At 61.5% G+C, this 23,161-nt stretch carries 19 protein-coding genes; 5 read left to right on the top strand and 14 right to left on the bottom strand.

The features are described 5' to 3' along the window. Together KVT38_RS21100 and KVT38_RS21095 are read right to left on the bottom strand one after the other, a co-directional pair. Positions 1-639, bottom strand: a 639-nt coding sequence (locus tag KVT38_RS21100) for a Rho termination factor N-terminal domain-containing protein (protein WP_217595727.1), incomplete at its 3' end; no start/stop codon positions are given. Positions 640-708: 69 nt separating this feature from the next. Next, positions 709-1,959, bottom strand: a complete 1,251-nt coding sequence (locus KVT38_RS21095; protein WP_217595719.1) for a UDP-N-acetylglucosamine 1-carboxyvinyltransferase — start codon at positions 1,957-1,959, stop codon at positions 709-711. A 62-nt stretch (positions 1,960-2,021) separates the two neighbouring features. Here KVT38_RS21095 and KVT38_RS35265 point away from each other — a divergent pair, with 62 nt between their 5' ends. Next, positions 2,022-2,150: a hypothetical protein gene (locus KVT38_RS35265; RefSeq protein WP_256454901.1), complete on the top strand. Its 129-nt coding sequence runs from the start codon at positions 2,022-2,024 to the stop codon at positions 2,148-2,150. Here KVT38_RS35265 and fba read toward each other — a convergent pair. From fba to rpoE, 4 genes are all read right to left on the bottom strand, one after another. Beyond that, a complete protein-coding gene (fba, locus tag KVT38_RS21090) occupies positions 2,147-3,001 on the bottom strand; it encodes a class II fructose-1,6-bisphosphate aldolase (RefSeq protein ID WP_217595718.1) in 855 nt (284 codons plus the stop codon). The genes KVT38_RS35265 and fba overlap by 4 nt on opposite strands. A gap of 192 nt (positions 3,002-3,193) precedes the next feature. Further along, a complete protein-coding gene (locus KVT38_RS21085) occupies positions 3,194-3,592 on the bottom strand; it encodes a response regulator (RefSeq protein ID WP_090117655.1) in 399 nt (132 codons plus the stop codon). A gap of 134 nt (positions 3,593-3,726) precedes the next feature. Further along, entirely contained in the window at positions 3,727-5,334 is a 1,608-nt protein-coding gene (locus tag KVT38_RS21080; protein WP_217595717.1) for a CTP synthase, read from the bottom strand. Between the two features lie 306 nt (positions 5,335-5,640). Then, a complete protein-coding gene (rpoE, locus tag KVT38_RS21075) occupies positions 5,641-6,231 on the bottom strand; it encodes a DNA-directed RNA polymerase subunit delta (protein WP_217595716.1) in 591 nt (196 codons plus the stop codon). A 468-nt stretch (positions 6,232-6,699) separates the two neighbouring features. Here rpoE and KVT38_RS21070 point away from each other — a divergent pair, with 468 nt between their 5' ends. Next, positions 6,700-7,866 carry a S8 family peptidase gene (locus KVT38_RS21070; RefSeq protein WP_217595715.1) on the top strand — a complete coding sequence of 389 codons (1,167 nt, stop codon included), beginning with the start codon at positions 6,700-6,702 and terminating at the stop codon, positions 7,864-7,866. Positions 7,867-7,872: 6 nt separating this feature from the next. After that, a complete protein-coding gene (locus KVT38_RS21065; protein ID WP_217595714.1) occupies positions 7,873-8,061 on the top strand; it encodes a hypothetical protein in 189 nt (62 codons plus the stop codon). Positions 8,062-8,209: 148 nt separating this feature from the next. Here KVT38_RS21065 and argS (KVT38_RS21060) read toward each other — a convergent pair whose 3' ends face one another. Together argS (KVT38_RS21060) and KVT38_RS21055 are read right to left on the bottom strand one after the other, a co-directional pair. Continuing rightward, positions 8,210-9,883 carry an arginine--tRNA ligase gene (argS, locus tag KVT38_RS21060; protein WP_217595713.1) on the bottom strand — a complete coding sequence of 558 codons (1,674 nt, stop codon included), beginning with the start codon at positions 9,881-9,883 and terminating at the stop codon, positions 8,210-8,212. A gap of 4 nt (positions 9,884-9,887) precedes the next feature. Next, on the bottom strand, positions 9,888-10,283 hold the full coding sequence (locus KVT38_RS21055) for a DUF1934 family protein (RefSeq protein WP_217595712.1): 396 nt from the start codon (positions 10,281-10,283) through the stop codon (positions 9,888-9,890). A 509-nt stretch (positions 10,284-10,792) separates the two neighbouring features. On the opposite strand from KVT38_RS21055, the gene argS (KVT38_RS21050) reads away from it, so the two are divergent. Continuing rightward, positions 10,793-12,550 (top strand): arginine--tRNA ligase, encoded by a 1,758-nt coding sequence (argS, locus tag KVT38_RS21050; RefSeq protein ID WP_217595711.1) that lies wholly within the window; start codon positions 10,793-10,795, stop codon positions 12,548-12,550. A gap of 508 nt (positions 12,551-13,058) precedes the next feature. Here the strand turns inward: argS (KVT38_RS21050) and KVT38_RS21045 are convergent. Together KVT38_RS21045 and speE are read right to left on the bottom strand one after the other, a co-directional pair. Further along, on the bottom strand, positions 13,059-15,284 hold the full coding sequence (locus KVT38_RS21045; RefSeq protein WP_217595710.1) for a methyl-accepting chemotaxis protein: 2,226 nt from the start codon (positions 15,282-15,284) through the stop codon (positions 13,059-13,061). Positions 15,285-15,473: 189 nt separating this feature from the next. Then, positions 15,474-16,301, bottom strand: a complete 828-nt coding sequence (speE, locus tag KVT38_RS21040) for a polyamine aminopropyltransferase (protein WP_217595726.1) — start codon at positions 16,299-16,301, stop codon at positions 15,474-15,476. A 247-nt stretch (positions 16,302-16,548) separates the two neighbouring features. Between speE and KVT38_RS21035 the strand changes: the two genes are divergently transcribed. Beyond that, positions 16,549-18,666, top strand: coding sequence for a transglycosylase domain-containing protein (locus tag KVT38_RS21035; RefSeq protein WP_254639406.1), 2,118 nt, complete (start codon positions 16,549-16,551; stop codon positions 18,664-18,666). 183 nt (positions 18,667-18,849) lie between these two features. Here the strand turns inward: KVT38_RS21035 and KVT38_RS21030 are convergent, their stop codons facing one another. The 4 genes from KVT38_RS21030 to KVT38_RS21015 all read right to left on the bottom strand — a co-directional run bounded on the left by KVT38_RS21030 (position 18,850) and on the right by KVT38_RS21015 (position 23,157). Beyond that, on the bottom strand, positions 18,850-19,365 hold the full coding sequence (locus KVT38_RS21030; protein WP_217595709.1) for a YwhD family protein: 516 nt from the start codon (positions 19,363-19,365) through the stop codon (positions 18,850-18,852). Between the two features lie 126 nt (positions 19,366-19,491). After that, on the bottom strand, positions 19,492-20,328 hold the full coding sequence (locus KVT38_RS21025) for a hypothetical protein (RefSeq protein ID WP_217595708.1): 837 nt from the start codon (positions 20,326-20,328) through the stop codon (positions 19,492-19,494). 150 nt (positions 20,329-20,478) lie between these two features. Continuing rightward, a complete protein-coding gene (locus tag KVT38_RS21020) occupies positions 20,479-22,176 on the bottom strand; it encodes an ABC transporter substrate-binding protein (protein WP_217595707.1) in 1,698 nt (565 codons plus the stop codon). A gap of 72 nt (positions 22,177-22,248) precedes the next feature. Then, complete coding sequence (locus KVT38_RS21015) at positions 22,249-23,157, bottom strand: carbohydrate ABC transporter permease (RefSeq protein WP_217595706.1); 909 nt, start codon at positions 23,155-23,157, stop codon at positions 22,249-22,251. Positions 23,158-23,161 lie beyond the last annotated feature (4 nt).

Genomic DNA, 23,161 nt, shown 5'->3' with positions numbered 1-23,161 from the left:
CAGCTGGGCCGCGCCTTCCGCGGGCCGCTCGTCGATCAATAGCACGATCAGATCGACGTCCGGGCGCCACGTCGAGATGCCGTTGGCGTACTCACTAAGAAGAAGCGTCTTACCTGCTTTGGGAGGAGCCACGATGAGGCCGCGTTGGCCGAGTCCGACGGGAGCCAGGAGATCCATGATGCGGGTAGACAGGCGATGGGGCGTCGATTCGAGTACAAGCTTCTGGTCCGGAAAAAGCGGCGTGAGCGCCGGAAAGTGCAGTCTTTCTTGCGCGACTTCGGGGGTCTCGCCGTTGACGAGGTTGACCTGCAGCAGGCCGAAGTAACGTTCGTTCTCCTTGGGCGTACGGCATTTGCCGGAGACGAGGTCGCCGGTGCGCAAGTCGAACTTGCGAATCTGGGAGGCCGAGATATAGATGTCCTCCGCGCTTGGCAAATAGTTGATCGGACGAAGAAAGCCGTAGCCTTCGGGCAATACTTCAAGCACGCCTTCGAGGAACATATGCCCCCCGCGTTCGGCCTGCGCGCGCAGGATGGCGATCATGAGCTCCTTTTTGATCATCTGGCTGTAGCCTGCGATCTGAAGGTCCTTCGCCAGCTTGTAGAGCTGGGTCAGGCTGAGACCTTCCAGATCGGACATTTTAAAATCCGTCAATACAATCCCCACTTCATATTAGGATGTGCGCAGCGCCCGAGCGGCTGCCGCCGCTCAAGCTTCGCGCCATACGTCCGCGCCGAGGCTTCGCAAATGCTCTTCGAGCCTCTCGTAGCCGCGGTCGATGTATTCCAGACCGGTGATCTCCGTCACCCCTTCTTCGACGGTCAACGCTGCCACGACAAGCGCAGCGCCCGCGCGCAGATCGGATGCCCGAACCTTGGCGGCGTTCAGCTTGCCGCCCTCGACGATGGCCGAGCGGCCCTCGACGCGAATCTGAGCGCCCATCCGCGCGAGCTCGGGAACATGCTTGAACCGGTTGCTGTACACGTAGTCCGACAAGATGCTGACGCCCGTCGTCTGGGTAAGCAGACTCGTCATCGGCGATTGAAGATCGGTGGCGAACCCCGGATAGACAAGTGTCTTCACGTCGACTGCCTCGTAGGCTTGCTGGCCGACGACGCGGATGGATTCGTCCATCTCGTAGACGTGAACGCCCATTTCTTGAAGTTTGGCGGTGAGTGCTTCCATGTGCTTGGGAATGATGTTGTCGATGAGAACGTCGCCGCGCGTCGCGGCGGCCATGATCATATAAGTACCGGCCTGGATGCGGTCGGGAATGATGGAGTGTCTGCAGCCGTGCATGCGGTCTACGCCTTCGATGCGGATCGTCTCGGTGCCCGCGCCTTTGATCTTGGCGCCCATGGCGTTCAGCAGCGTGGCCACGTCGATGATCTCGGGTTCCTTCGCGGCGTTTTCGATGATCGTGGAGCCCTTCGCTCTGGCAGCGGCCAGCATAATGTTAATCGTGGCGCCTACGCTGACGACGTCCATATATATTCTAGCTCCGCGTAATTCGTTAGCTTGGATGCGGATAGCTCCGTGTTCGTTGGTTACGATTGCGCCAAGGGCCTCGAAGCCCTTGATGTGCTGGTCGATCGGTCTCGGCTCGAAGTTGCAGCCGCCCGGCAATCCGATGGTGGCTTCGCCGAAGCGTCCGAGCAGAGCGCCCATTAAGTAGTAAGAAGCTCTGAGTAGCTTGACCCGGCCGTTGGGCATCGGGATCGATTGAATGCCGGTCGGATCGATAGACAAAGTCTCCTCTTGCCAAGAGACCCGACAGCCTAGTTCCTGAAGCAACTCCTTGTAAATCTCGACGTCGCTGATATGGGGCAGATTGTCGAGCCTGACCTCGGATTCGGCGAGAATGGCGGCTGGGAGCAGCGCGATCGCGCTGTTCTTGGCGCCGCTGATGGAGACCGTTCCGCGTAGCGGACGTCCCCCGCGTATCATCAGTTTTTCCATGAATGCATGGTCCTCCTAGTAGATGCTTCATCTACTCCGGGGGCGCGTGGCGACCGCGTTCGATGAAGGAAAGGAAAGACGCCCGACAGGCGTCTTGTCCCGTACAAAAGACAGATCTCGCCGAGCGTCCTTCGCCGGCTGCGGACAAGCCGCGGCGCGGCGGGACGAATACGACGACGATCTTCGCTTAAGCTTGGTTGCTGCTGCCGAACAGACGGATCTTCTCTTGAACGACGGCCTTCATCGCGGTGCGCGCAGGCGTCAGATATTTGCGGGGATCGATGACGTTCGCGTCCTTGCCGAGCACTTCGCGGATCGCGGCGGTGCAGGCGACTTGGTTTTCCGTGTTGACGTTGATCTTGCCGGCACCCGCTTGGATCGCCTTGCGGATCATGTCGTCCGGCACGCCGGAGCCGCCGTGCAGCACGATCGGAACGGGGATCTTGGAGACGACCGCTTCGATGATATCGTAATGAATCTTGACTTCGCCCTTGTACATGCCGTGAGCAGTGCCTACCGCAATTGCCAGCGCGTCGACGCCGGTCTCTTCGTAGAAGCGGATCGCTTCTTCAGGCTTGGCCAGCGAAGCGTCGGCTTCGTCCACGCTCAGGTCGTCCTCGACGCCGCCGATCGTGCCCAGCTCGCCTTCGACGGAAACGCCCATCGCGTGAGCGGCCTTGACGATCTCCTTCGTCAGCTTGATGTTCTCTTCGTACGGGTGGTGCGAGCCGTCGAACATGACGGAGGAAAAACCTGCGCGAATACACTTCATGGCGATGTCGAACGTGCTGCCGTGGTCGAGATGCAAGGCGATCGGAAGGCCGGATTTCTTCGCTGCCGCCTCCGCGATGGCAACCGTGTACTCGATGCCCATGTACTTCAGCGCGCCTTCGCTGACGCCGAAGATGAAGGGGGATTTTTCTTCCATGGCGGCTTCGGTGATCGCTTGGGCGAATTCAAGATTGTTCATGTTGAATTGGCCTACCGCGAACTTGTTCGCCTTCGCCTTGGGAAGGAATTCGTTCATTGATACGAGTGGCATTGTGATTCCTCCTGCGCTCTGAATAAGTCGTGTGCTGTCTTACGGCCCGACTTGCATGCGACGTTATTATATCACAAATGAAAGTAGGATTGTAAAATGCCTGCGCTTGGAAAAACGCCCGCCCCGAAGCATGTAAAAATGAAAACCGCCGGTCGTCTCCGGCGGTTCTCGCTCCGATATTTCCAGGCATTCTCAGGTGCCAGCCGCAAACCTCGGCGACGGCCCGCCCTCCGTCAGCTGCATATTGACGGCCACCCGCAATTCGTCGATATCGAAGGGCTTCGTGAAGTGCATCAGCGCGCCCAGATCGGTGGCTTCCTTGATCATGTCCAGCTCGCCGTACGCCGTCATCATGATAACCTTGACGTCCCGGTTCATTTCCTTGATCTTTTTCAAAATCTCAAGCCCGTCCATGCCGGGAATCTTCATGTCGAGCAGAACAAGATCCGGGGTATGCGTGCGTACGATCTCCAGCGCCGCGCGTCCGTTCGCCGCCTGGAAAGTCTCGTAGCCTTCGACGCTGAATACCTCGAGCAGCAAGATCCGAATGCCGATCTGATCGTCGACAATTAGCAATCTCTTCTTGGCCACCTCATGATCCTCCTCTTCCTGTTGGTTCCTTCTTCCCGTATTCGCGCCCCGACCGTGAATTCCTTCCTAACTTCTGGCAATTGCAAAAAAAAGCTCCGGCTTTTGCCGAAGCTGGAATACTTATGTTGAAATAATCAAGATTCAGCGCCGGCAAGCGCCGCTTTGACGAATTCGCGGAACAGCGGCTGCGGACGGTTCGGGCGGGAGATGAACTCCGGATGGAACTGAACGGCCAGAAACCAGGGATGGCCCGGCAGCTCCACCATCTCGACCAGCCGGCCGTCCGGGGACGCGCCGCTGATCCTGAGACCCGTGGACTCGATCAGGTCGCGATACTCGTTGTTGAACTCGTAGCGGTGGCGATGGCGCTCGTAGATGAGCTCTTCGCCGTAGCATTCGGCCGCCAGCGTGCCCGGCACGATCTTGCAAGGATAGAGGCCGAGACGCAGCGTGCCGCCCATGTCCTCGATGTCCTTCTGGTCCGGCAGCAGGTCGATGACCGGATACGGGGTAGCCGCATGGAACTCGGAGCTGTGCGCGCCGTCCAGGCCCGCCATGCTCCGCGCGAACTCGATGACGGCCACTTGCATGCCGAGGCAAATGCCGAAGAACGGCACCTTGTTCTCGCGCGCATAACGAATCGCCGTGATCTTGCCTTCGATGCCGCGGTCCCCGAAGCCGCCCGGCACGAGAATGCCGCCGACGCCGCCCAGCAGCTCCTGCACGTTGGCAGGCGTCACTTCCTCCGCGTTCACCCAGCGAATATTCACCTCGGCGTCCGCGTCGATGCCCGCATGCGCGAGCGATTCGACGATGCTGAGGTAAGCGTCGTGCAGCGCGACGTACTTGCCCACGATGGCGATCTCCGTCGTGCGCTTCAACGACTTGACGCGGTTCACAAGCTCGATCCACTCGTCCATGTCGGGCTTGTCCGCTCCGCCGAGCTTAAGATGGCTGACGACATAATCGTCGAGACCCTGCTCCTGCAGCATGAGCGGCACCTCGTAAAGCGTCGAAGCGTCGCGGCACTCGATGACCGCGTTCGCGTCGATATCGCAGAACAGCGCGATCTTGCGCTTCAGGTCTTCGGCCAGCGGATGCTCGGTGCGGCAGACGATGACGTTCGGCTGGATGCCGATGCTGCGCAGCTCCTTGACGCTGTGCTGGGTCGGCTTGGTCTTGACCTCGCCGGCCGCCTTGATATAGGGAATCAGCGTCACGTGGATGTACATGACATTGTCGCGGCCGATGTCGCTCTTGATCTGGCGGATCGCTTCGAGGAACGGAAGGCTCTCGATGTCGCCGACCGTGCCGCCGATCTCGGTGATGACGACGTCGGAGCCGGTCTCGCGTCCCGCGCGGAACACGCGGTCCTTGATCTCGTTGGTGATGTGGGGGATGACCTGCACCGTGCCGCCGAGATACTCGCCCCGGCGCTCCTTGCTGATGACAGTGGAATAGATTTTGCCGGTCGTCACGTTGCTGTTCTTGGAAAGGTTGATATCGATAAAACGCTCGTAGTGCCCAAGGTCGAGGTCCGTCTCCGCGCCGTCGTCGGTCACGAATACCTCGCCGTGCTGATACGGGCTCATCGTGCCCGGGTCTACGTTGATGTACGGGTCGAACTTCTGAATCGTCACTTTGAGGCCGCGATTCTTGAGCAGGCGCCCCAGCGACGCCGCCGTGATGCCCTTGCCGAGCGAAGAAACGACGCCGCCCGTCACGAATATATATTTGGTCACCCTCTGTCATACCTCCTGCATGTGCCCCTGGCATCATGATAATGGTCTCCAAAAAAACAAAAAAAGTGACACCCAATTAAATGGGGGCACTTTTAAAAATAACGCTATTGAAATGCCTGCTTGAAAAGCCCAAGCATAAGTTTACCCGCAGACCACAGTGGTGTCAAGCCTGCGGAGCCCGCCGCGGCAACGGCCGATGGAGCCGGGGAAACGCCCCCGAAAAGACTCTGAATCAGGCCGCGTTACGCCGCAGCCGGTCGCGAAAAGGGACGCCGATCAGGCGTCCCTTTTCGCGACCGGCTGGAATCACCGGTTTTCGTCGTCGTCCTCTTCGTCCGCGTCTTCCTCGTCCTCATCCTCGTCGAAGCCGTCGTCTTCCTCGTCGACTTCGCCTTCGATGCCGTCCTCTTCCTCGGTCTCCTCGTCGATCGCGACTTCTTCGTCGGACTCGCCGGCTTCTTCGCCTTCGTCGAAGATCTCCTCGCGGTCTTCGTCGAACAGATCGAAGCCTTCTTCGGCCTCCGTGAAGGTCTCTTCCTCGTCCTCGCCGTACAGATCCTCGTCGTCGAGATCGTCGTCGTCGTTGATGATGCGCGGACGCTTCGCGCCGCCCGTGACCGGATCGTCGGAGCGGTCGACCGGATACCAGCGCTTCAAGCCCCACACATTGCTGCCGACGCATGCGAATCGGCCGTCGATATTAATCTCTGTATACACCTGCGCGATAAATTCGTTGATCTGCTCGGGAGAGAATCCCCGCAGCTTGGCAATCTCCATCATGAGATCCCGGTAATAGAACGGCGTATTGGCCGCCTTGAGCACCTCGAAGGCCAGGTCGACCATCGGCATCTCCCGGATCTTCTCGGCGTCGAACTTCAGGACGTATTCAGCGCTCACGCTCTAAGTCCCCATCCTCTCTGTATGTTAAACGTTCTTATACCCCTCGGGCGTCAACCTTTAGTTAACCGCATTTGCCGTGAAAATGCAAGTACGGCGGCCTGCGGACAAGGCTTGGGGGAAGACGGACCGCCCTATGCTTTTATTCGCCTTTTTTCGCGATCGATAGAGAAGGACGGCAGAACGCTCCCCCCGCCGGGCTTGTCCGCCGCGCTTCGGACGCCGTTAAGCGAAGGCGCCTCGGAGCCGCGCCTTCGCTTAACCGACTGTACCCTTCCGCGCTCCTCGGGAGGAGGAACCTACATGGGTGCGGGAGTCTCTCCGGGGAAACTCCCACTTCATATTATGTGCGGGGAACCGAATTGACACCGCCTGACGCCCAATTTAAACATTCCCGGGCCATACTCCCAAGCTTCGCTCCGCCGGTGTACATAGTATGGGGAATCTAAGCCGGAAGGAGGCCAGCACATGGACACGAGCGCTCTCCTTCGCCTCCTTCGCCGCCTGCTCGCCGGCGGCGGAGAGCATGGCGCCAGAACGATCGTACGGTTCGCGAGGCAGGAGGACGGACGCAGGTTCCTCGCGAAGCTGGCCGCCAGGCGGTCGAACGGCGGCGCGCTGCGCGCCGCGCGTCCGATCCGGGTCATCGGCGGCTTCAGCCTCCCGCTGTCCGTCGCCTCCCTGACCCCGCTGCTAGGCTACGGCTGCCTGCTCGAGGAAGACGCAAGCGTCAAGATCAGCCGCGCGCTCCCGAGGCCGATCGTCCGCACGGACAGCAAGATGGATATCCCTTGGGGCGTTCGGCGCATCCGCGCGCCGCAGGCCTGGAGCCGCACGACGGGACAGCGGGTCAAGGTCGGCGTGAGCGACACCGGCGTCGACTTTGCCCATCCGGATCTTCGCCACGCCCTGAGCCGCGGCATCAATCTCCTGCAGCGCGCCTCGCTGCCGTATGACGACAACGGCCACGGCACCCACATCGCCGGCACGATCTCCGCCGCCAACGCCACGCGCGGGATGATCGGCGTCGCGCCGCGTACGGAGATTTACCCGGTCAAAGCATTCGATTCGGACGGTTCCGCGTACGTGTCGGACATCATTCTCGGCATCGATTGGTGCGTCCATCACGGCATGGACATCGTGAACATGAGCTTCGGCATGCCCAATCGAAGCGATGCGCTGCTGAAAGCGGTGGAGAACGCGCATAAAGCCGGCGTGCTCATCGTTGCCTCGTCGGGCAACGACGGCAGGAAAGGCCGGATCGACTATCCGGCCGGCTTCGGGCTCACCGTCGCCGTCGGCGCCCTCGACCGGCGCGGCCGGATCGCGCGCTTCACGAACCGCAGCGCCGGCATCGACATCTACGCGCCAGGCGCAAAGGTGGAGTCCGCCTGGCCGAACGGCCGCCGCCGCGTCATGAGCGGCACGTCGATGGCCACCTCGCACGTCACCGGCGCGGTGGCGCTGCTGCTATCGCTCCGGCCGGAACTGTCCCCGGGCCGGATCAAGGACATCCTTCGCCGATCTGCGAAGCCGCTCGCCTACGACAAAGCTCCCCGGGGGGCCGGGGAGCTGGATGTGCTGCGCATGCTGGAAGTCGCCGGCGCAACGTCGGCCGGAGCGACTGGGGTGTAGTGCGCGATGCGAGGTTGGCGCGACAGCGCCGTGGCGACGCGAGATAGCGGCACGGAGTGCCGTTATTGGCGCGGCACCGCCGTTGCGACGCGAGATAGCGGCACTCCGTGCCGTTATTGGCGCGGCATCGCCGTCACGACGCGAGATAGCGGCACGGAGTGCCGTTATTGGCGCGGCATCGCCGTCGCGCGCTGAGTTAGCGGCACCGAATGCCGTTATGGACGCAGCATCGCCGTCGCGGCGCAAGATAGCGGCACTCCGTGCCGTTATGGGCGCTCCATCGCCGTCGCGGCGCGAGATAGCGGCACGGTGCGCCGCTATCTCTGCGATATCACGCTCCCGCTTACATCTGCTCCGGAGCGGACACGCCGATCAGGCGCAGGCCGTTGGCCAGCGTGTGTCGCAGCGCGGCCAGCAGTTGAAGGCGCGCCTGGCTCTGTGCGGCGTCCTCGGTGATGACACGCTCCGCGCGGTAATAGCTGTGAAACAGCGCGGCCAGCTCATAGACATAGCGCACGATATGGTGAGGCGCGTAGTCCTTCGCCGAATCGGCGACAACGGCTGGGAACTCGCCCATTTTGCGCAGAAGATCGTACTCGTGCTCGGCCGTGAGCAGCTCCAGGTTCGCTTCGGCTGCCGGCAGCACGGCGACGCCCTGCTCCTCCGCCTGGCGGAAAATGCTGCAAATGCGCGCATGGGCATACTGCACGTAGAACACCGGATTCTCGTTGGACGTCGACACGGCCAGATCCATGTCGAAGTCGAGGTGCGTGTCCATGCTGCGCATCGTGAAGAAATAGCGGATCGCGTCGACGCCGACTTCGTCCATCAGGTCCTCGATCGTAATCGCCTTGCCCGTGCGCTTGGACATTTTCACCTTCTCGCCGTTCTGGAACAGGCTCACCATCTGCGCGATGAGCACGGTCAGGCGCTGCGGGTCGTGGCCGAGCGCCGCCATTGCGGCCTTGACGCGCGGAATGTAACCGTGATGATCGGCGCCCCAAATGTTGATCAGCTCGTCGAAGCCGCGCGCGAACTTGTCCATATGATAGGCGATGTCGGGCGTCAAATAAGTATAGCTGCCGTCGTTTTTGACGAGCACGCGGTTCTTGTCGTCCCCGAACGCCGTCGTGTTCAGCCAGACCGCGCCTTCCTCCTCGTACACGTGGCCCTGGGCCCGCAGCGCTTCAAGCGCGCCTTCGACCTTGCCCGTCCGATACAGCGAAGTCTCGCTATACCAGCTGTCGAAGCTTACGCCGAACCGGCCGAGATCGCGCTTGATCTTGTCCAGCTCCCGCTCAAGTCCGTAGCTGCGGAAATAGTCGAAGCGCTCTTCCTCCGGCTTCTCCAGCAGACGCGCGCCTTCGCGCTCCGCCAGCTCTTTGGCAAAGCCCACGATATCCTCACCGTAGTATCCGTCCTCCGGCATCGCCGCTTCCTCGCCGAGCGCCTGGCGGTAGCGCGCTTCGATGGAGCGGGCCAGGTTGTTCACCTGGTTGCCCGCGTCGTTGATATAGTATTCGCGCGAAACGTCATAGCCCGCAAACGCAAGCACATTGCACAGCGCATCGCCGACCGCGGCGCCGCGCGCGTGGCCCAGATGCAGGCTGCCCGTCGGATTCGCGCTGACGAATTCGACCTGCACCTTGCGTCCGCCGCCGGCATCCGTACGGCCGTAAGCCCCGCCCTGCTCCAGCACGGAAGCGACGAGAGGCAGCAGATAGCGCTTGTCCATGCGGAAATTAATGAAGCCCGGACCCGCAATCTCCGCGGACGTGACGTTCGCCTTCGCCTTGTCCAGATGCTCGATGATCGCGGTCGCGATCTCGCGCGGATTTTTTTTCGCGATTCGCGTCAACTGCATGGCCGCATTGGTCGCCAGGTCGCCGTGCGCCTTGTCGCGCGGCACCTCGATGACGATCGCAGGCACCTGCTCCCGCTCCACGACTCCCGCCTTGACCGCGGCGTCCGCGATCGCTTCTTTTAACGTCTCGTATGTCTGCTCCAGCACGTTCATGAATCTATTCCTCCCGTATATCCAGTCCGATCTCGAACCGGCCCATCTCCTGATTCTCGCTGCGCATATCGTAGCGCCAGAACAGCGTGCCCCCGGCATCCGTCAACGCCGCCGTCAGCTCGTGCGTGAACGCCTCCACGGCCATCGAGCCCTGCGGCAGCCGCACCGCGCCCGGCGTCGCAGCGCCCAGCCGAAATGTCTGCTCGACGCCGACCTCGCCCTGCCGAACGACGCGCACGTCGCCCTTCAGCACCGAGATCGTCATCGCATCCGGGCAGCGCAGCACCCAGCCCGTCGCCATTTTGAACCATTGCCCGGCCAGCCGTTCCTCCGTCCATGCGCCCGCATCGCCGTCCTGGCGGCTCCGGAACAAGACCGTCACGCGCTTGTAGTCCGGCACTCCGATCCGCTCCCGTCTGTCCGATTGTCTGTTATTACTATATACACAACGCCCCTTGAATTCAACGACGAAGGGCGCTCGCCCCTCTTGCCCCCCGCCGCCGCGACGTGCTATGATATGGGCCAATATCCGATCGACGATGAACGGGAGAGTACCGGATCGCACAGCCGTACCAGAGAGCCGGAAGGGTGGAAGCCGGCACGGCGGGATCTTCGGGAAGCGGACCCGGGAGTCGGTCGCCCGAACCGTAGCGGCGTATTGACCGCGAATCCGGCAGTAGGGCGATCCGGCCTTCAGGCCGTTATCCTTTCGAGCGGCGTCCCGCGCAGTCCATCTGCCGGGCGCTATAAGAGTGGTACCGCGGACCGACCTCCGTCTCTTGATGAGACGGAGGTTTTTTGCGTTCGGATTTGTGTTCGGATTTGCGTTCGGATGTTGCGTTCGCGAATTAGCTTCGGCGATTGGCGTAAGCGGTTGTGAGCACGGACTAAGCGAAGGAGGACATCGACATGCTGTTGGAACAAGCCGCAGCGCTGCTGCAGCCCCATATACCGTTAGAAAAGGAGGCGCTGCTCCGACGGCTCGAAAGGCCGCCCGAGCCAACGCTCGGCGACGTCGCGTTCCCTTGCTTCGTCCTGGCGAAGCAGCTTCGACGCGCGCCGGCCGCGATCGCCGCCGAGCTCGCCGAAGCAGTCTCCGCCGCGGGCAATGGCGTCCGCGCAGAAGCCGCAGGCGCTTACGTCAACCTGTTTTTCGATCGCACCGTCTGGCTCGGCCGGATCGTCGATGCCGCCCTCGAACCCGATTACGGGCGCGGCGGCGAAGGCCGCGGCGCTCATGTCGTCATCGACATGTCCTCGCCCAACATCGCCAAACCGCTCGGCGTCGGCCACCTGCGCTCCACGATGATCGGCCATGCGCTGGCCAATCTTTACAAAGAGACCGGTCACGCCGTGACGACCGTCAACCATCTCGGCGATTGGGGCACCCAGTTCGGCAAGCTTATCGTCGCCTACCGCCGCTGGGGCGGCAAGGCCGTGCTCGAAGCCGATCCGATCGGCGAAAGCCTGCGGCTGTACGTCCGTTTCCACGAGGAAGCGGCAGATCAGCCGGCGCTGGAAGACGAGGCGAGAGAAGCCTTTCTGCGCCTGGAGCAGGGAGACGAGGAGACTGCCGCACTCTGGCAGTTTTTCGTCCAAGCGAGCTTGAAGGAGTTCGAGCGCGTCTATGCGCGGCTTGGCGTCCGGTTCGACGCGGTGCTCGGCGAGAGCTTTTACAACGACAAGCTGGAGCCTGTGCTGCATCGCCTGCATGCGCAAGGGCTGCTGGAGGAGAGCGACGGCGCACTCGTCGTCCGGCTGGACGAGGAAGGGCTGCCTCCCTGTCTGATTCTCAAAAAAGACGGCGCTACGATCTACCCGGTACGCGACATCGCGACCGCGATCTACCGCAAGCACGAGATGAAGGCGGACCGGCTGCTGTATGTGGTCGGGGCCGAGCAGCAGCTGCATTTCAAGCAAGTGTTCGGGGTACTCGGAAAAATGGGAGAGCCGTGGACGGGAGACTGCGAGCATGTGCCGTTCGGCTTGATGACCGTGGAGGGCAAGAAGATGTCCACCCGCAGGGGGAAGGTCGTCTTCCTGGACGAGGTGCTGGACGAAGCGGTGCGCAGGGCGCGCGACATCATCGCGGCCAAAAGCCCGGACCTGCCGAACGCGGACGAAGTCGCCGAAGCCGTCGGCATCGGCGCTGTCGTGTTCGGGGATTTGAAAAACCGCAGGCAGCTGTCGGTGGATTTCAAGCTGGAAGAGGCGGTCAGCTTCGACGGAGAAACGGGGCCTTACGTGCAGTATACGCACGCGAGAATCGCCAGCCTGCTGCGCAAGGGCGGTTTCGAGCAGCCGCTCGCGGAGGCGGCAGATAGCGCGTCTCCTGTGCCGGACGTCGAGTTCCTGTCAGCAGATGGCACGTCCTTTGCGGCAGACACTGGCGTCGCCATGGCGGAGTCCGCCTGGGCTTGCGCCAAGCGGCTCACGCAGTGGAGCGATGCTGTGAACGAGGCCGTCCGGGATAACGAGCCGTCGGCCGTGGCCCGCTACCTGCTGGAGCTGGCAAGAGACTTCAACCGCTTCTATCACGACGGCAAAGTGATCCGTCCGGACGACGCGGCTGGCACGCAAGCGCGCTTGCGCTTGTCGGCGGCGGTTGGAGCGCTGCTCGGCCGCGGCTTGAAGCTGCTGGGCATCGCCGCCCCGGAGCGCATGTAATCGGGGTCGGCAGCAAGGTTGTTGTGTGTGTAATGGAGGGGATTGCCTCATCCGGCGGCAAATGTCCGAGATAGCCGATAAAATCGGCTATCTCGGACTCTTCCTACTCATCGGCATCAGCAGTTCCCCAAAGACCGCGCCTTCTTAGCCGACGTCAGCACCTTTTTTGCGCTTATCGGCTCAGTCAGGTGAGTAGCGGAGTTGCGTTAACGTCTTTTTGTACTTATCGACACCATTACGAGCGTTGCGAGGGCGGCGTTAGCGCCCAAATGCGCTTAACGCCGGCCGCAGCCGCCGCTTGGCACGTGCGTTAGCGCCCAAATGCACTTATCGCAGCCCACTGGTCCCGCTTGGCACGCACGTTAGCGCCCTAATGCACTCATCGCCGGCCGTAGCCCCCGCTTGAGCACGTGCGTTAACGCCCAAATGCACTTATCGCAGCCCCCTAGCCCCGCCTAGCACACGTGCTGCGCCCTTATGCGCCATTCCGTCCGCGCGCCCCGCGCACTCAGCGAACCCGCGTCTCCGTCAGCTGGAACTGTCCGACCAGCTGCCGCAGGAATGCGGTGATGCCTTCGACGCTGTGCGACGTATGGCGGACGCCGACGATCTCGCCCATCAGCGCTTGTACCTTGGTCTCGACTTCGGCAGAGATCGCGCGATTCTCCTTGCTGACATCGGCGATTTTTTCCATCAACGCGACGACCTCGTCCACGACCTGCGTCTTCAAGGCTTCCTCCGACTTGGCTGCGGACAGCGTCTCGGACGCCACGGCGACCAGCTCCGTGCCCTCTTCGACGACGCGGGTGCCTTCTTCCATCGAGGCCGAGGCGAGCTTGGCCTGATCGTATATTTTAGCGACGATCGCGTTGACTTCCTCCGTCGATCGCCGCGTCGAGTCGGCCAGCTTGCGGATCTCGCCGGCGACGACGGCGAAGCCGCGCCCGTGCTCGCCGACGCGCGCCGCCTCGATGGAGGCATTCAGCGCAAGCAGATTGGTCTGCGCCGAGATTTCTTCGATGACGGCGAGTACGCTGCGAATCTCGCCTGCCGTGTCCATGAACAACCGGATCGTGCCGTTCGTCTGCGCGACGCGGTCCGAGATTTGCGACATTTTGCCGCCGATCCGCTCGACTTCGCCTTGTGCGACCTCGATCTGCTCCGCAGCCTTCCGTTCGAGCTTGGCCAGCGTCTCGCGCATCTCTCCGGCCACGTCCTTGGCGACGTCGATATCTTTCAGCTGCCTGCGAAGACTGCGGATCATGTCGTGAATGCGCTCGCTGACCCGCTCGGTCGAACCCGCCGTGGAAGCGGCGGTCTCGTACATAAGCCGCTGGCTGCTGGATACATCCGATGCCGCAAGACGTACCTGCAGCATGATGCCCTCGAGCGAGTCGATCATGTTGTTGATCCACTTCGCCAGATCGCGGATCTCGTCGTCGTCGTAGTCGGCCGTTCGTATCCGCTGAGTCAGGTCGCCCTTGCCTTCGGCGTTGATCCGGATGAACTGGCTCAGGCTGCGCAGCGGCTCGGAGACGCGGCGGTCGCTCCTGCGGGACACCAGCGCGATGCCGGCCCACCCGGCAACGAGCGACAGCGCCAGCTCACAGACGGCGGTCCAAACGGGGGACACCTCGGAGGCGAGGAATCCGACGAGCGCGGCGGATACGGCGGCAAACGGGATCACGCCCATCCACAGCGGCTTCGCGAGCCGTACGGAGACGCTGCGAATCCGATACACTTCCTCCAGATCGCCCTCGCACATCATCCCCCAACGGTCCGGGCAATGCGGAAGCTCGAAGGTCACGCCTTTGCCGATGACGGGAATGTGCCGGTAATCCGAGTAGCCCGGAAACTCGACGAACAGGTTGCTGCCGTTGCGGATCGTGCTCGCGACGCCCGGATGAAGCTGCCCCGTGGCCGGATCGGTGAACATGAGTTCAAGCTCGGTGTGCTCCTTGACGGTTACGACGCCCCAGTCGGTGGTGACGCCGTCCTTCAGGTTTTCGCCGTGCGTGAAGGTTCGATCCTCGAACCGGCTGCGCGACAGCGCGGTGCCCGGCGCAATGTGCGTGTTCAGCGAAGGCTTTGCCATGAACAGGTAATTGTCCCCGGAGTCGGGGTAGACGTGGCCGGATTCGCGCTGGATCAGATCTCCGATGACGTCGTTCGGCACTCTTCCGCACAACGCGCCCTGCCACTTGCCGTTTTCCGTTAACGGAAGGATAAAGAGCAAGGTCATCTTGTCGTGAAACGCGGAAGAGCGGGCTCCGATCTCCTTCGTAATCGAATCGGGGTACGGGCCGAACAGACAAGGACGCGCGCCGACGCCTCCGCCTTTCGCATATTCCACGCCCGCCGCGAACCCTTCGCCGCCGCCGTAATTCCGTCCCTCGTGGGAGGGATGCGTCGAATAAGCGACCGTACCCGCGGCATCGATCAGAAAAATTTCGGTAAAATCGATCGCGCGCGTATACGCCGAACCGATGAGCTTTTCCACCGCTTCGCGGGCGGCCTGGCCGCCCGCGAACGACGGGCCGCCGTCTTGCGAGCGAAGCTGCTCCAGCAGGCGGTCCAGATGACGCCAGTAATCCGTCGTCCAGTCCTTCAACAGCTGCATCCGCGTCTCCGCGATCCCTTCGAAAATATCCTCGATATCGCGCTTCAATCTTTTGTTGAGCCTGTACGACCACCACAACGGGAGACCTTTTTTAAAGCCGAGCCAGTCGAACATGCCGCCACCCCATTCTCTATGTAGGATGTAAATAATGATAACATCAAAATCGACAGATTTCCTCTTTTTTCCGAATATTATCTGTTAATTCATTAAAAATGTTAGTTTTTTTAACGCATTTAAAGCGATGAACATAAAAAAAGCCCACCTCCGTATGGAAATGGGCTTTTTAAACCTGGGAATTGCGGATTATTTGGTCAGATCCTCGACGAACTTCGGCAGCGCGAAGGCTGCATGGTGCAGGCGAGGCGTGTAGTACTTCGTGTCGAGCTCCGGCAGCTTGGATACGTCGACCTGGAGCGGATCGTGCTTTTTGCTGCCCATCGTGAACGTCCACAGGCCGCTTGGGTACGTCGGGATGTTCGCCGTGAACACGCGCACGATCGGGAATACTTCCTTGACGTCGCGGTTGACGCTTTGGATCAGGTCCGCTTTGAACCAGGGGTTGTCCGTCTGCGCGACGAACAGCCCCTCTTCCTTCAGCGACTCGTAAATGCCCTGATAGAAGCCGCGCGTGAACAGATGCGCCGCAGGGCCGACCGGCTCGGTCGTATCCGCCAGAATGACGTCGTACGTGTTTTTATGATCGAGAATGTGCTTGAAGCCGTCGTTCACCTGCACGTCGACCCGCGGATCCTCAAGCTTGCCGGCGATCGAAGGCAGATACTGCTTGGAATATTCGATGACTTTGCCGTCGATGTCGACGAGGACCGCCTTTTTTACCTTCGGATGCTTCAGCACTTCGCGAATGACGCCGCCGTCGCCGCCGCCGACGACCAGCACCTGCTCCGGATTCGGATGCGTGAACAGCGCAGGGTGCGCGACCATCTCATGGTAAACGAATTCGTCCTTGACGGTCGTCATGACCATGCCGTCCAGCACCAGCATGTTGCCCCATTCTTCCGTCTCGATCATCGCCAGTTCTTGAAAATCCGTTTGCTCGTGCACGTATGTTTGCTTGACCTTCGCCGTGATGCCGAAGTTTTCGGTCTGCTTTTCGGTGTACCACAATTCCATGGAGGACATGGGATCCCTTCTTTCCGGTCGGATTCGACTAAACAAGTTGTATTATAGGGGATCGTGCGCAAAATGCAATGCAGACTTGGTTCGGGGACGGAATAAGACCATGCCGACTTTTCCATAATAAGGGGTGAGTATGTTCGGAATGTCACGTTAAACGTCGACCTGTGTCAGACGATAGAAAAAAACGCTCGGCGAAGCCTTCAATGTTCGCATATGGCGCAAAGGGGGATTCGTATTGGACATGCACTCGGAAAGAAGGGCTGCCGGCCGGGAAAGCGGCGGCGTTCCTCTGCATGCGGAAGCGCCTCTGCGACCAGAACGTCCGGAACGTCCGGAACGGCCGCAGCGGGCGGGCGGCGGCAAAGGACGCAGATTCGGCTGGCGGATGGCGCTCGGCATCGCCCTCCTGCTGCTCGCCGGCGCGGCCGTCGCGACCGAGCTCGCGCTCCGGTTCGGCAGTCTGCCGATGGCCGAGCTGCCCCAGTCGACCCGCATTCTGGACATGAACGGTCAAGTGCTGTCCTCGCTGCAGGGCGGCGTCAACCGGCGGACGGTGGCGCTGCGCGACATCTCGCCCTGGCTGACGAAGGCGACGCTGGCGGTTGAGGACCGCCGGTTCTACTCGCATTCGGGCATCGACCTGCGCGGACTCGCCAGGGCCGCGTGGGTGGACGCGCGCCATCTGTCGCGCGAGCAGGGAGCCAGCACGCTGACGCAGCAGCTCGCCCGCAATCTGTATCTGAGCCACGAGCGCACCTGGACCCGCAAAGCCAAGGAAGCCTGGTACGCGGCGATGCTGGAGCGCAAATACAGCAAGGACAAAATTCTCGAGATGTACCTGAATCAGATCTATTACGGGAACGGCGTTTATGGCGCCGAAGCAGCGGCGCAGCTCTACTTCGGTAAGCCGGCCGCCTCGCTCAGCCTGGCCGAGAGCGCTCTGCTCGCCGGCATTCCGAAGGGGCCGCGTTACTATTCGCCGTATACGAGACTGCCTCAGGCGCTTCAAAGGCAGCGCATCGTGCTGCAGTCGATGGAGGAAAGCGGCGCGATCGATGCGCAGCAGCGTCGGCAGGCGCTCGCCGAGAAGATCGTCGTCCGGCCGAAGCCGGACAACCGCGGGCAGAGCGCGCCGTATTTCACGGACTACGTGCGGAAGCTGGCGGCGAGCAAGCTCGGCATCGAGGAACAACTGCTGAACGAGGGCGGCCTGCAAATTTATACGACGCTCGACAGCCGGATGCAGCGCGAGGCGGAAGCGGCCGTCGAGAAGCAGATGCCGAAGAACAGCCAGCTGCAGGCCGCGCTCGTCTCGATCGATCCCGCGACGGGCTACATCAAGGCGATGGTGGGCGGCCGCCATTACGTGGACAATCCGTACAATCGCGTCTTCGCCGCCACGCGCCAGCCGGGTTCCTCGTTCAAGGCGGTTGTCTACGCGGCCGCGCTCGAGAGCCGCGCCGTCACCGCCGCCACGACTTTCCGCAGCGAGCCGACCGTATTCTACTACGACGACTACCGCAAAGTTTATCGCCCGAGCAATTACAACGACCGCTACTTCGGCGCGGACATCGGGCTCCGGCAGGCCATCGGCACGTCCGACAATATTTTTGCGGTCCAGACGCTGATGAAGACAGGTCCCGATACGGTCATCGCGATGGCGCGCAAGCTCGGCATCGCCTCCAAGATGGACGCCGTGCCGTCCCTCGCGCTCGGGACGTTCCCGGTCAGCCCGTACGAGATGGCGTCGGCATACGCCGTGTTCGCGGCCGGCGGCGTGAAGCGGGAGCCGACGGCCATCCTGCGCATCGCCGACAGCGCCGGGCATACGTTGTACGAGGCCCGTCCGAGGGCCGAGCAGGTCGTATCGCCCGCGCTCGCCTACGTGCTGACCGACCTGCTGGGCAGCGTGTTCGAACCCGGCGGCACCGCCCGCCGCGTCGCCCATCTGCTGCACCGGCCGACGGCGGGCAAGTCCGGCACGACGAGCTCCGACGCCTGGTTCGTCGGTTATACGCCGGACCTGGTCACATCCGTTTGGGTCGGCTACGACAAAGGCAGGGCCATCACCTCGAGCGAGGCGCACCGGGCGGCGCCGATCTTCGCCGAGTATACGGAGGCCGCGCTGGCGGGCGTGGTGCCGCATGCCTTCGCGATGCCGGAGGGCGTCGTCTCGACGGACATCGATCCCGCGTCCGGACTGCTCGCTTCCCCGGCTTGCCCGACGCGCGTGCATGCGACGTTTCTGGCCGGGACGGAGCCGACCGGCGCCTGCGGCGAAGACCCGGGAGCCGCGGCCAAGGACGACGGCGGACCGAAGTCGCTCTGGCGCAAAATTCGCGGCTGGTGGAAAAGCTGACAGGCCGGCGATGTACGTCGCGATTTCGAGTACGGGATTGCCGGCAGGGAAAGTAAGACGATTGTACATCGTTATTTCCGGCACATGAGCAAGCACTTCGGCCGCATCAAAAAGACTGCCTAGCCCGCGCGGGAAACGCACTCCCGGCGATCTCGGCAGTCTTTTTTTTGGCCGCGAGGACGATTAAGCCAGCTGATCCTTCAGCTCGTCCGGCGAACGGTCCCACCACTCGTAGTTGTGCGATTGCAGCAGCCGGCGAAGCGCCGCCTTGTCCTCGTCGCCCAGGTCCTCGAGCAGGAACTTGCGCTTGAGCGCGCGGTCCATGCGGTTCACGTGCTCGGCCAGCACCTTCCAGCCGCGTCGCGCCTCGGTGTCGACGAGCATCTCGCACGCCGTCGCGCCGCCGTAGAAGCTGCCCCGCTCGTCGCGGTCGACGGCGACCCAGACGATCCATACCTGGCGGCCGTTCGGCACGTTTTCTTTTTCCGGAGAGAACTTGATGCCCTTCTCCACCTTGCTCTTCGCGTGCATCGCGCCCACGTCGATATAAGCCTCGCCCCCGTCGATGATGACGGGCGACACCTGGCTGAGGTCGATGCTTCCGGCGCCGAAGCCTTTATGTTCTTTACTGCTCACTACATTCAGCGCCAGCTTCTTTTTTTCCGGCTTGGGCTGTTGTTCGTTCGCGTTCGTATCCACTTGCCATCCTCCATCCGCACGGGTACTGCCTTTATTGTAGCGAAAAGCATTCGAAAATGCATCCGGCCCTGCCCCGCGCTCGGCAAAAGGCAAAGCGCCCCTTCCTGCGGAAAGAGCGCTCGCTCGTCAATACTGAGGCATGGCGGTCTTGGCGATCACGCGGCCCGTCGCGTCCTCCAGGAACTGCGCGACCGGCGAGTAAGCCCCGTAGGCCAGCTCGTACCTCGTCTTCAGCAGCGCGAGCGCCGGCGCGCCGGCGGCAGACGAAGCCGCGATGCGCTGCACCGCCGTAACCTCCTTGACGCCGTCCCCGTCCCGATCGCCGAATTCATAATTCGAGACGGGCTCTACACGCGCCGTCTGCGCGTCGCCGCCGGCCAGTACGGCGGTCAGGCCGCTGACCGGATCCTTGAAGCGCACGCCCCCCGACGAATCGCGATCCAGCTCGTACCGGCGTTCAAGCTCCGGATCCGTATAGGACGGATCCGTGACGTCGAACAGCGGGAAGTAGCGATTCGCGATCTCATAGACGCCCAGGCCGAGCGCCCCGCTGTCTTCGCCGGCGCCCTTGCGATAAACGAGCAGCTCGGGCTTTCCGTCCCCGTTTAGATCGTCCAGCTTCACGTCGGGCATTTTAGAGAAAGCGATCTCCGCGCCCTGCATCATGGCGAAGCGAATGGCGCCGTCCTGCGCGACGATCCAGCGGATCGGCTGGCCGCTTTCGTCCAGATCGGCGTATATGGCAATATGTGCGGCGACCGTGACCCCGTCTTTCGTAACCGCGGTCCCGGAATACACCTTCTCACTCTTCGCGATCGGCAGCGTGCCGCCTTCGGAGACGGCCGAGGCGAGGGGCGGGGCTGTAGGGGCTGTATATTGCGGTTCGGCGGCAGCGGCGGCGGCCGCCGATGCGGCCAGCGTTCCCGCTGCAAGCAGGCTGAGTACCGGTTTGGTCCATGTCATGTCCATCCCTCCTCGTATAAGAGTGTTTACCCATTATATGAAGAGGGCCAACCTTCTAGACCTGCTTGTCCACGTCGGGCGAGGCGGCCCAGTTGGCAGGAATAGCGAAAATCCGCCGCTTGGCGCATCGCGCTTCGCGGCGGATTGTATTTATTCGTTCCAGAGCTTGATGCGTTCCTGAAGCAGCGCGCTGAACGCCTCCTCCATCTTGTGCACGCCGGCCTTCTCCAGATCGGCGATGAACTCCGCCCATACCTCCTCGAAGCGCTCCGGCTTCGCGAGAATCATCTCAGGCACCTTCTTTTTCACAATATCCTCGCACTTCTGCGCAATTACGGCCGCATCCGAATTTTGCGGGATATTGATCTGCCATGCCTTGCCCCAAGGCTTGACCGGGAATTCGCTCTCCGCGGGATACAGGTCCTTCCACATCTTGGCCCCGTAGCCTGCCAGCACTTCCTTCTCGACGTCGGTATAGTTGTCGATGATCGTGTCGACGGAGTCCGGGGTATACGTCTGGCCGGTCGGATCCTTCACGCCGACGCCGTACTGCGGAAACGGAAAGCCGTACACGCCGATGCCGGTTTTCTTGAAATAGTCGGGATCGTTCTTCCGCTTGTCCATCTCCTCGGGCGGGATGACGCGCTTGCCGTCCACGATCTGGTAGTTCACGCCTTCGATGCCCCAGTTGTTCAGCACCTGCGCTTCGTCGGAAGCGAGCCAGTCGAGGAATTTGATCGCGCGAACGGGGTCCTTGGCCGTCTTGCTGATGCCTACGCCCCATCCCGCCGAGTAGCCGGCGCTCTGGAAGTCGGCATACTTGATGTTTTCGTTGAGCGTGATCGGGTACATGCCGTACATCCGCTCCGGCTTATCCTGCCGCAGCGCCTTCTCCGAATCGCCGTACTCCCACTTGGCGTCCGCAAGCGCGAGCACCCGGCCCGAAGCGACCTTTTCCGCATACTGGTCGTATTTCTGCACGAAGCTTTCCTTGTCCAGCAAGCCGATGTCGTTCATATGGTTGAGCCACTTGAAGTATTCCTTCTCCTCCGGACGCGTGTAGTGGAAGACCGCCTTCTGCGTCTTGGGATCCACGTACCATTCGCCGTCGTCCGGGCCGCCCGAGGCGAACAGCGCCGGATTGGTGATGGAGATCTTGTACCGCCAGTCGTCCGCCAGGATGGACAGGCCGATGGTAGGCTGGCCGTCGATCGTCGGATGCTTGTCTTTGTAGGTTTTGATGGCGTTCTCAAAATCCTGCAGCGTTTTCATCTTCGGATAGCCGAGCTCCTGGACGACGGCATGCTGCAGCTCGAAGCCCGTCTCGGGCGTCCAGCGCTGCTCGTTCACGCCGTACGATCCGACAAAGTAAATGGAGGGATCGTCCTTGCTCCAGCGGAGCCGCTTGAGATACGGCCCGTACAGCTTCTTCAGATTGGGACCGTACTGCTCGATCAGATCCGTCAGGTCCAGGTAGGCGCCCGCGTCCACGAGGATATTTTCGTTGCCGTGGCCGAAGATCAGGTCCGGATATTCGCCGCTCGCGGCCATGAGAGACACCTTCTGCTTCTCGTCGCCCACCACGAACTCCATTTGCAGCTTGACGCCGGTCTCCTCCGTGATTTTTTTGCCGACGGGACTTTCCATGTTCTCGTAGTTCGGGTTCGCTTGCGGCATATACATCGTCAACGTGACCGGCTGCTTGTCATCCGCCGAAGCGGTGCCGCCCGATGCGCTCCCCGAAGCTGCAGGCTTTCCTTCGCCGCCGGAGCTGCAGCCGGTCGCGGCCAGCGCGACTGCGAGCGCCAATCCCATCCACGCCGGCTTTTTCCACCTTCTGACTTTCATTCTTTAACCTCTCCCTTTGTTCTTGTCATTTATATCGACATACAGGCTTGGCCTGTCGATACCGGTGTTTTCTCAGCTTTTTACGGCGCCGAGCGTAAGACCTTTGACGAAATAGTTTTGCAGGAACGGATAGACGACCAGGATCGGCACCGTCGCCACGATCGTAATGGACATGCGGATGGATTCGGGGGATACCCGATTCGCGAGCTCCTGTCCGCCGTGGACCGCGCCCGAATTGCCGCTTGAGGCCGACGTATTCTGAAGAATTTTCATCAGCTCGTACTGCAGCGTGGTCAGCGATGTGCGGCCTCCGTTGTACAAAAACGTATCGAACCAGGCGTTCCACTGCCCGACCGCAAGGAACAGTGCGATGGTGGCGAGCACAGGCTTGCATAGCGGGAGGATGACTTTGGCGAAAATCTGCAGGTCGTTCGCGCCGTCCAGCTTGGCGGATTCCTGAAGCACGTACGGGAGACCGTCGATGTACGAGCGAAGGATAAAGACGTTCCAGGCGCTGACTAGCCCGGGCAAAATGTAAACCCAGAAGGAATTCAGCAGGTTGAGATCCCGAATCAGCATGTAAACGGGGACGAGGCCGCCGGAAAAATAGAGCGTGAATGCCAGCGCCAGCGACACGAACCTGCGCGCGACGAAATCTTTGCGGCTCAAGCTGTAAGCGATCAACGAGGCGCTGAACAGTCCGGCGAGCGTGCCGAGCAGCGTGCGGAGCACCGAGTTGCCGAACGCCGTGAGCAGGTTCGAATACTGAAAGATCGTGCGGTAATTGTCCAGCGTGAATACTCTCGGCCACAGATAGATGCCGCCGCGCACCGTGTCTTCCGAAGCGTTGAGCGAGATAGCCAAAATGTTGACGAACGGATACAAGGTCACGATGCCGACAAGCGTCATTAATGCGTACAGAAAAGCCATGAATATCCGGTCTGTCGTCTTCCCTCCGGACTTGACTGCGGCAAGGCGCATAAAG

The organism is Cohnella sp. GbtcB17, from assembly GCF_019091135.1.
Classification (GTDB): domain Bacteria; phylum Bacillota; class Bacilli; order Paenibacillales; family Paenibacillaceae; genus Cohnella.
This window is presented reverse-complemented; position numbering and strand designations above follow the sequence as displayed.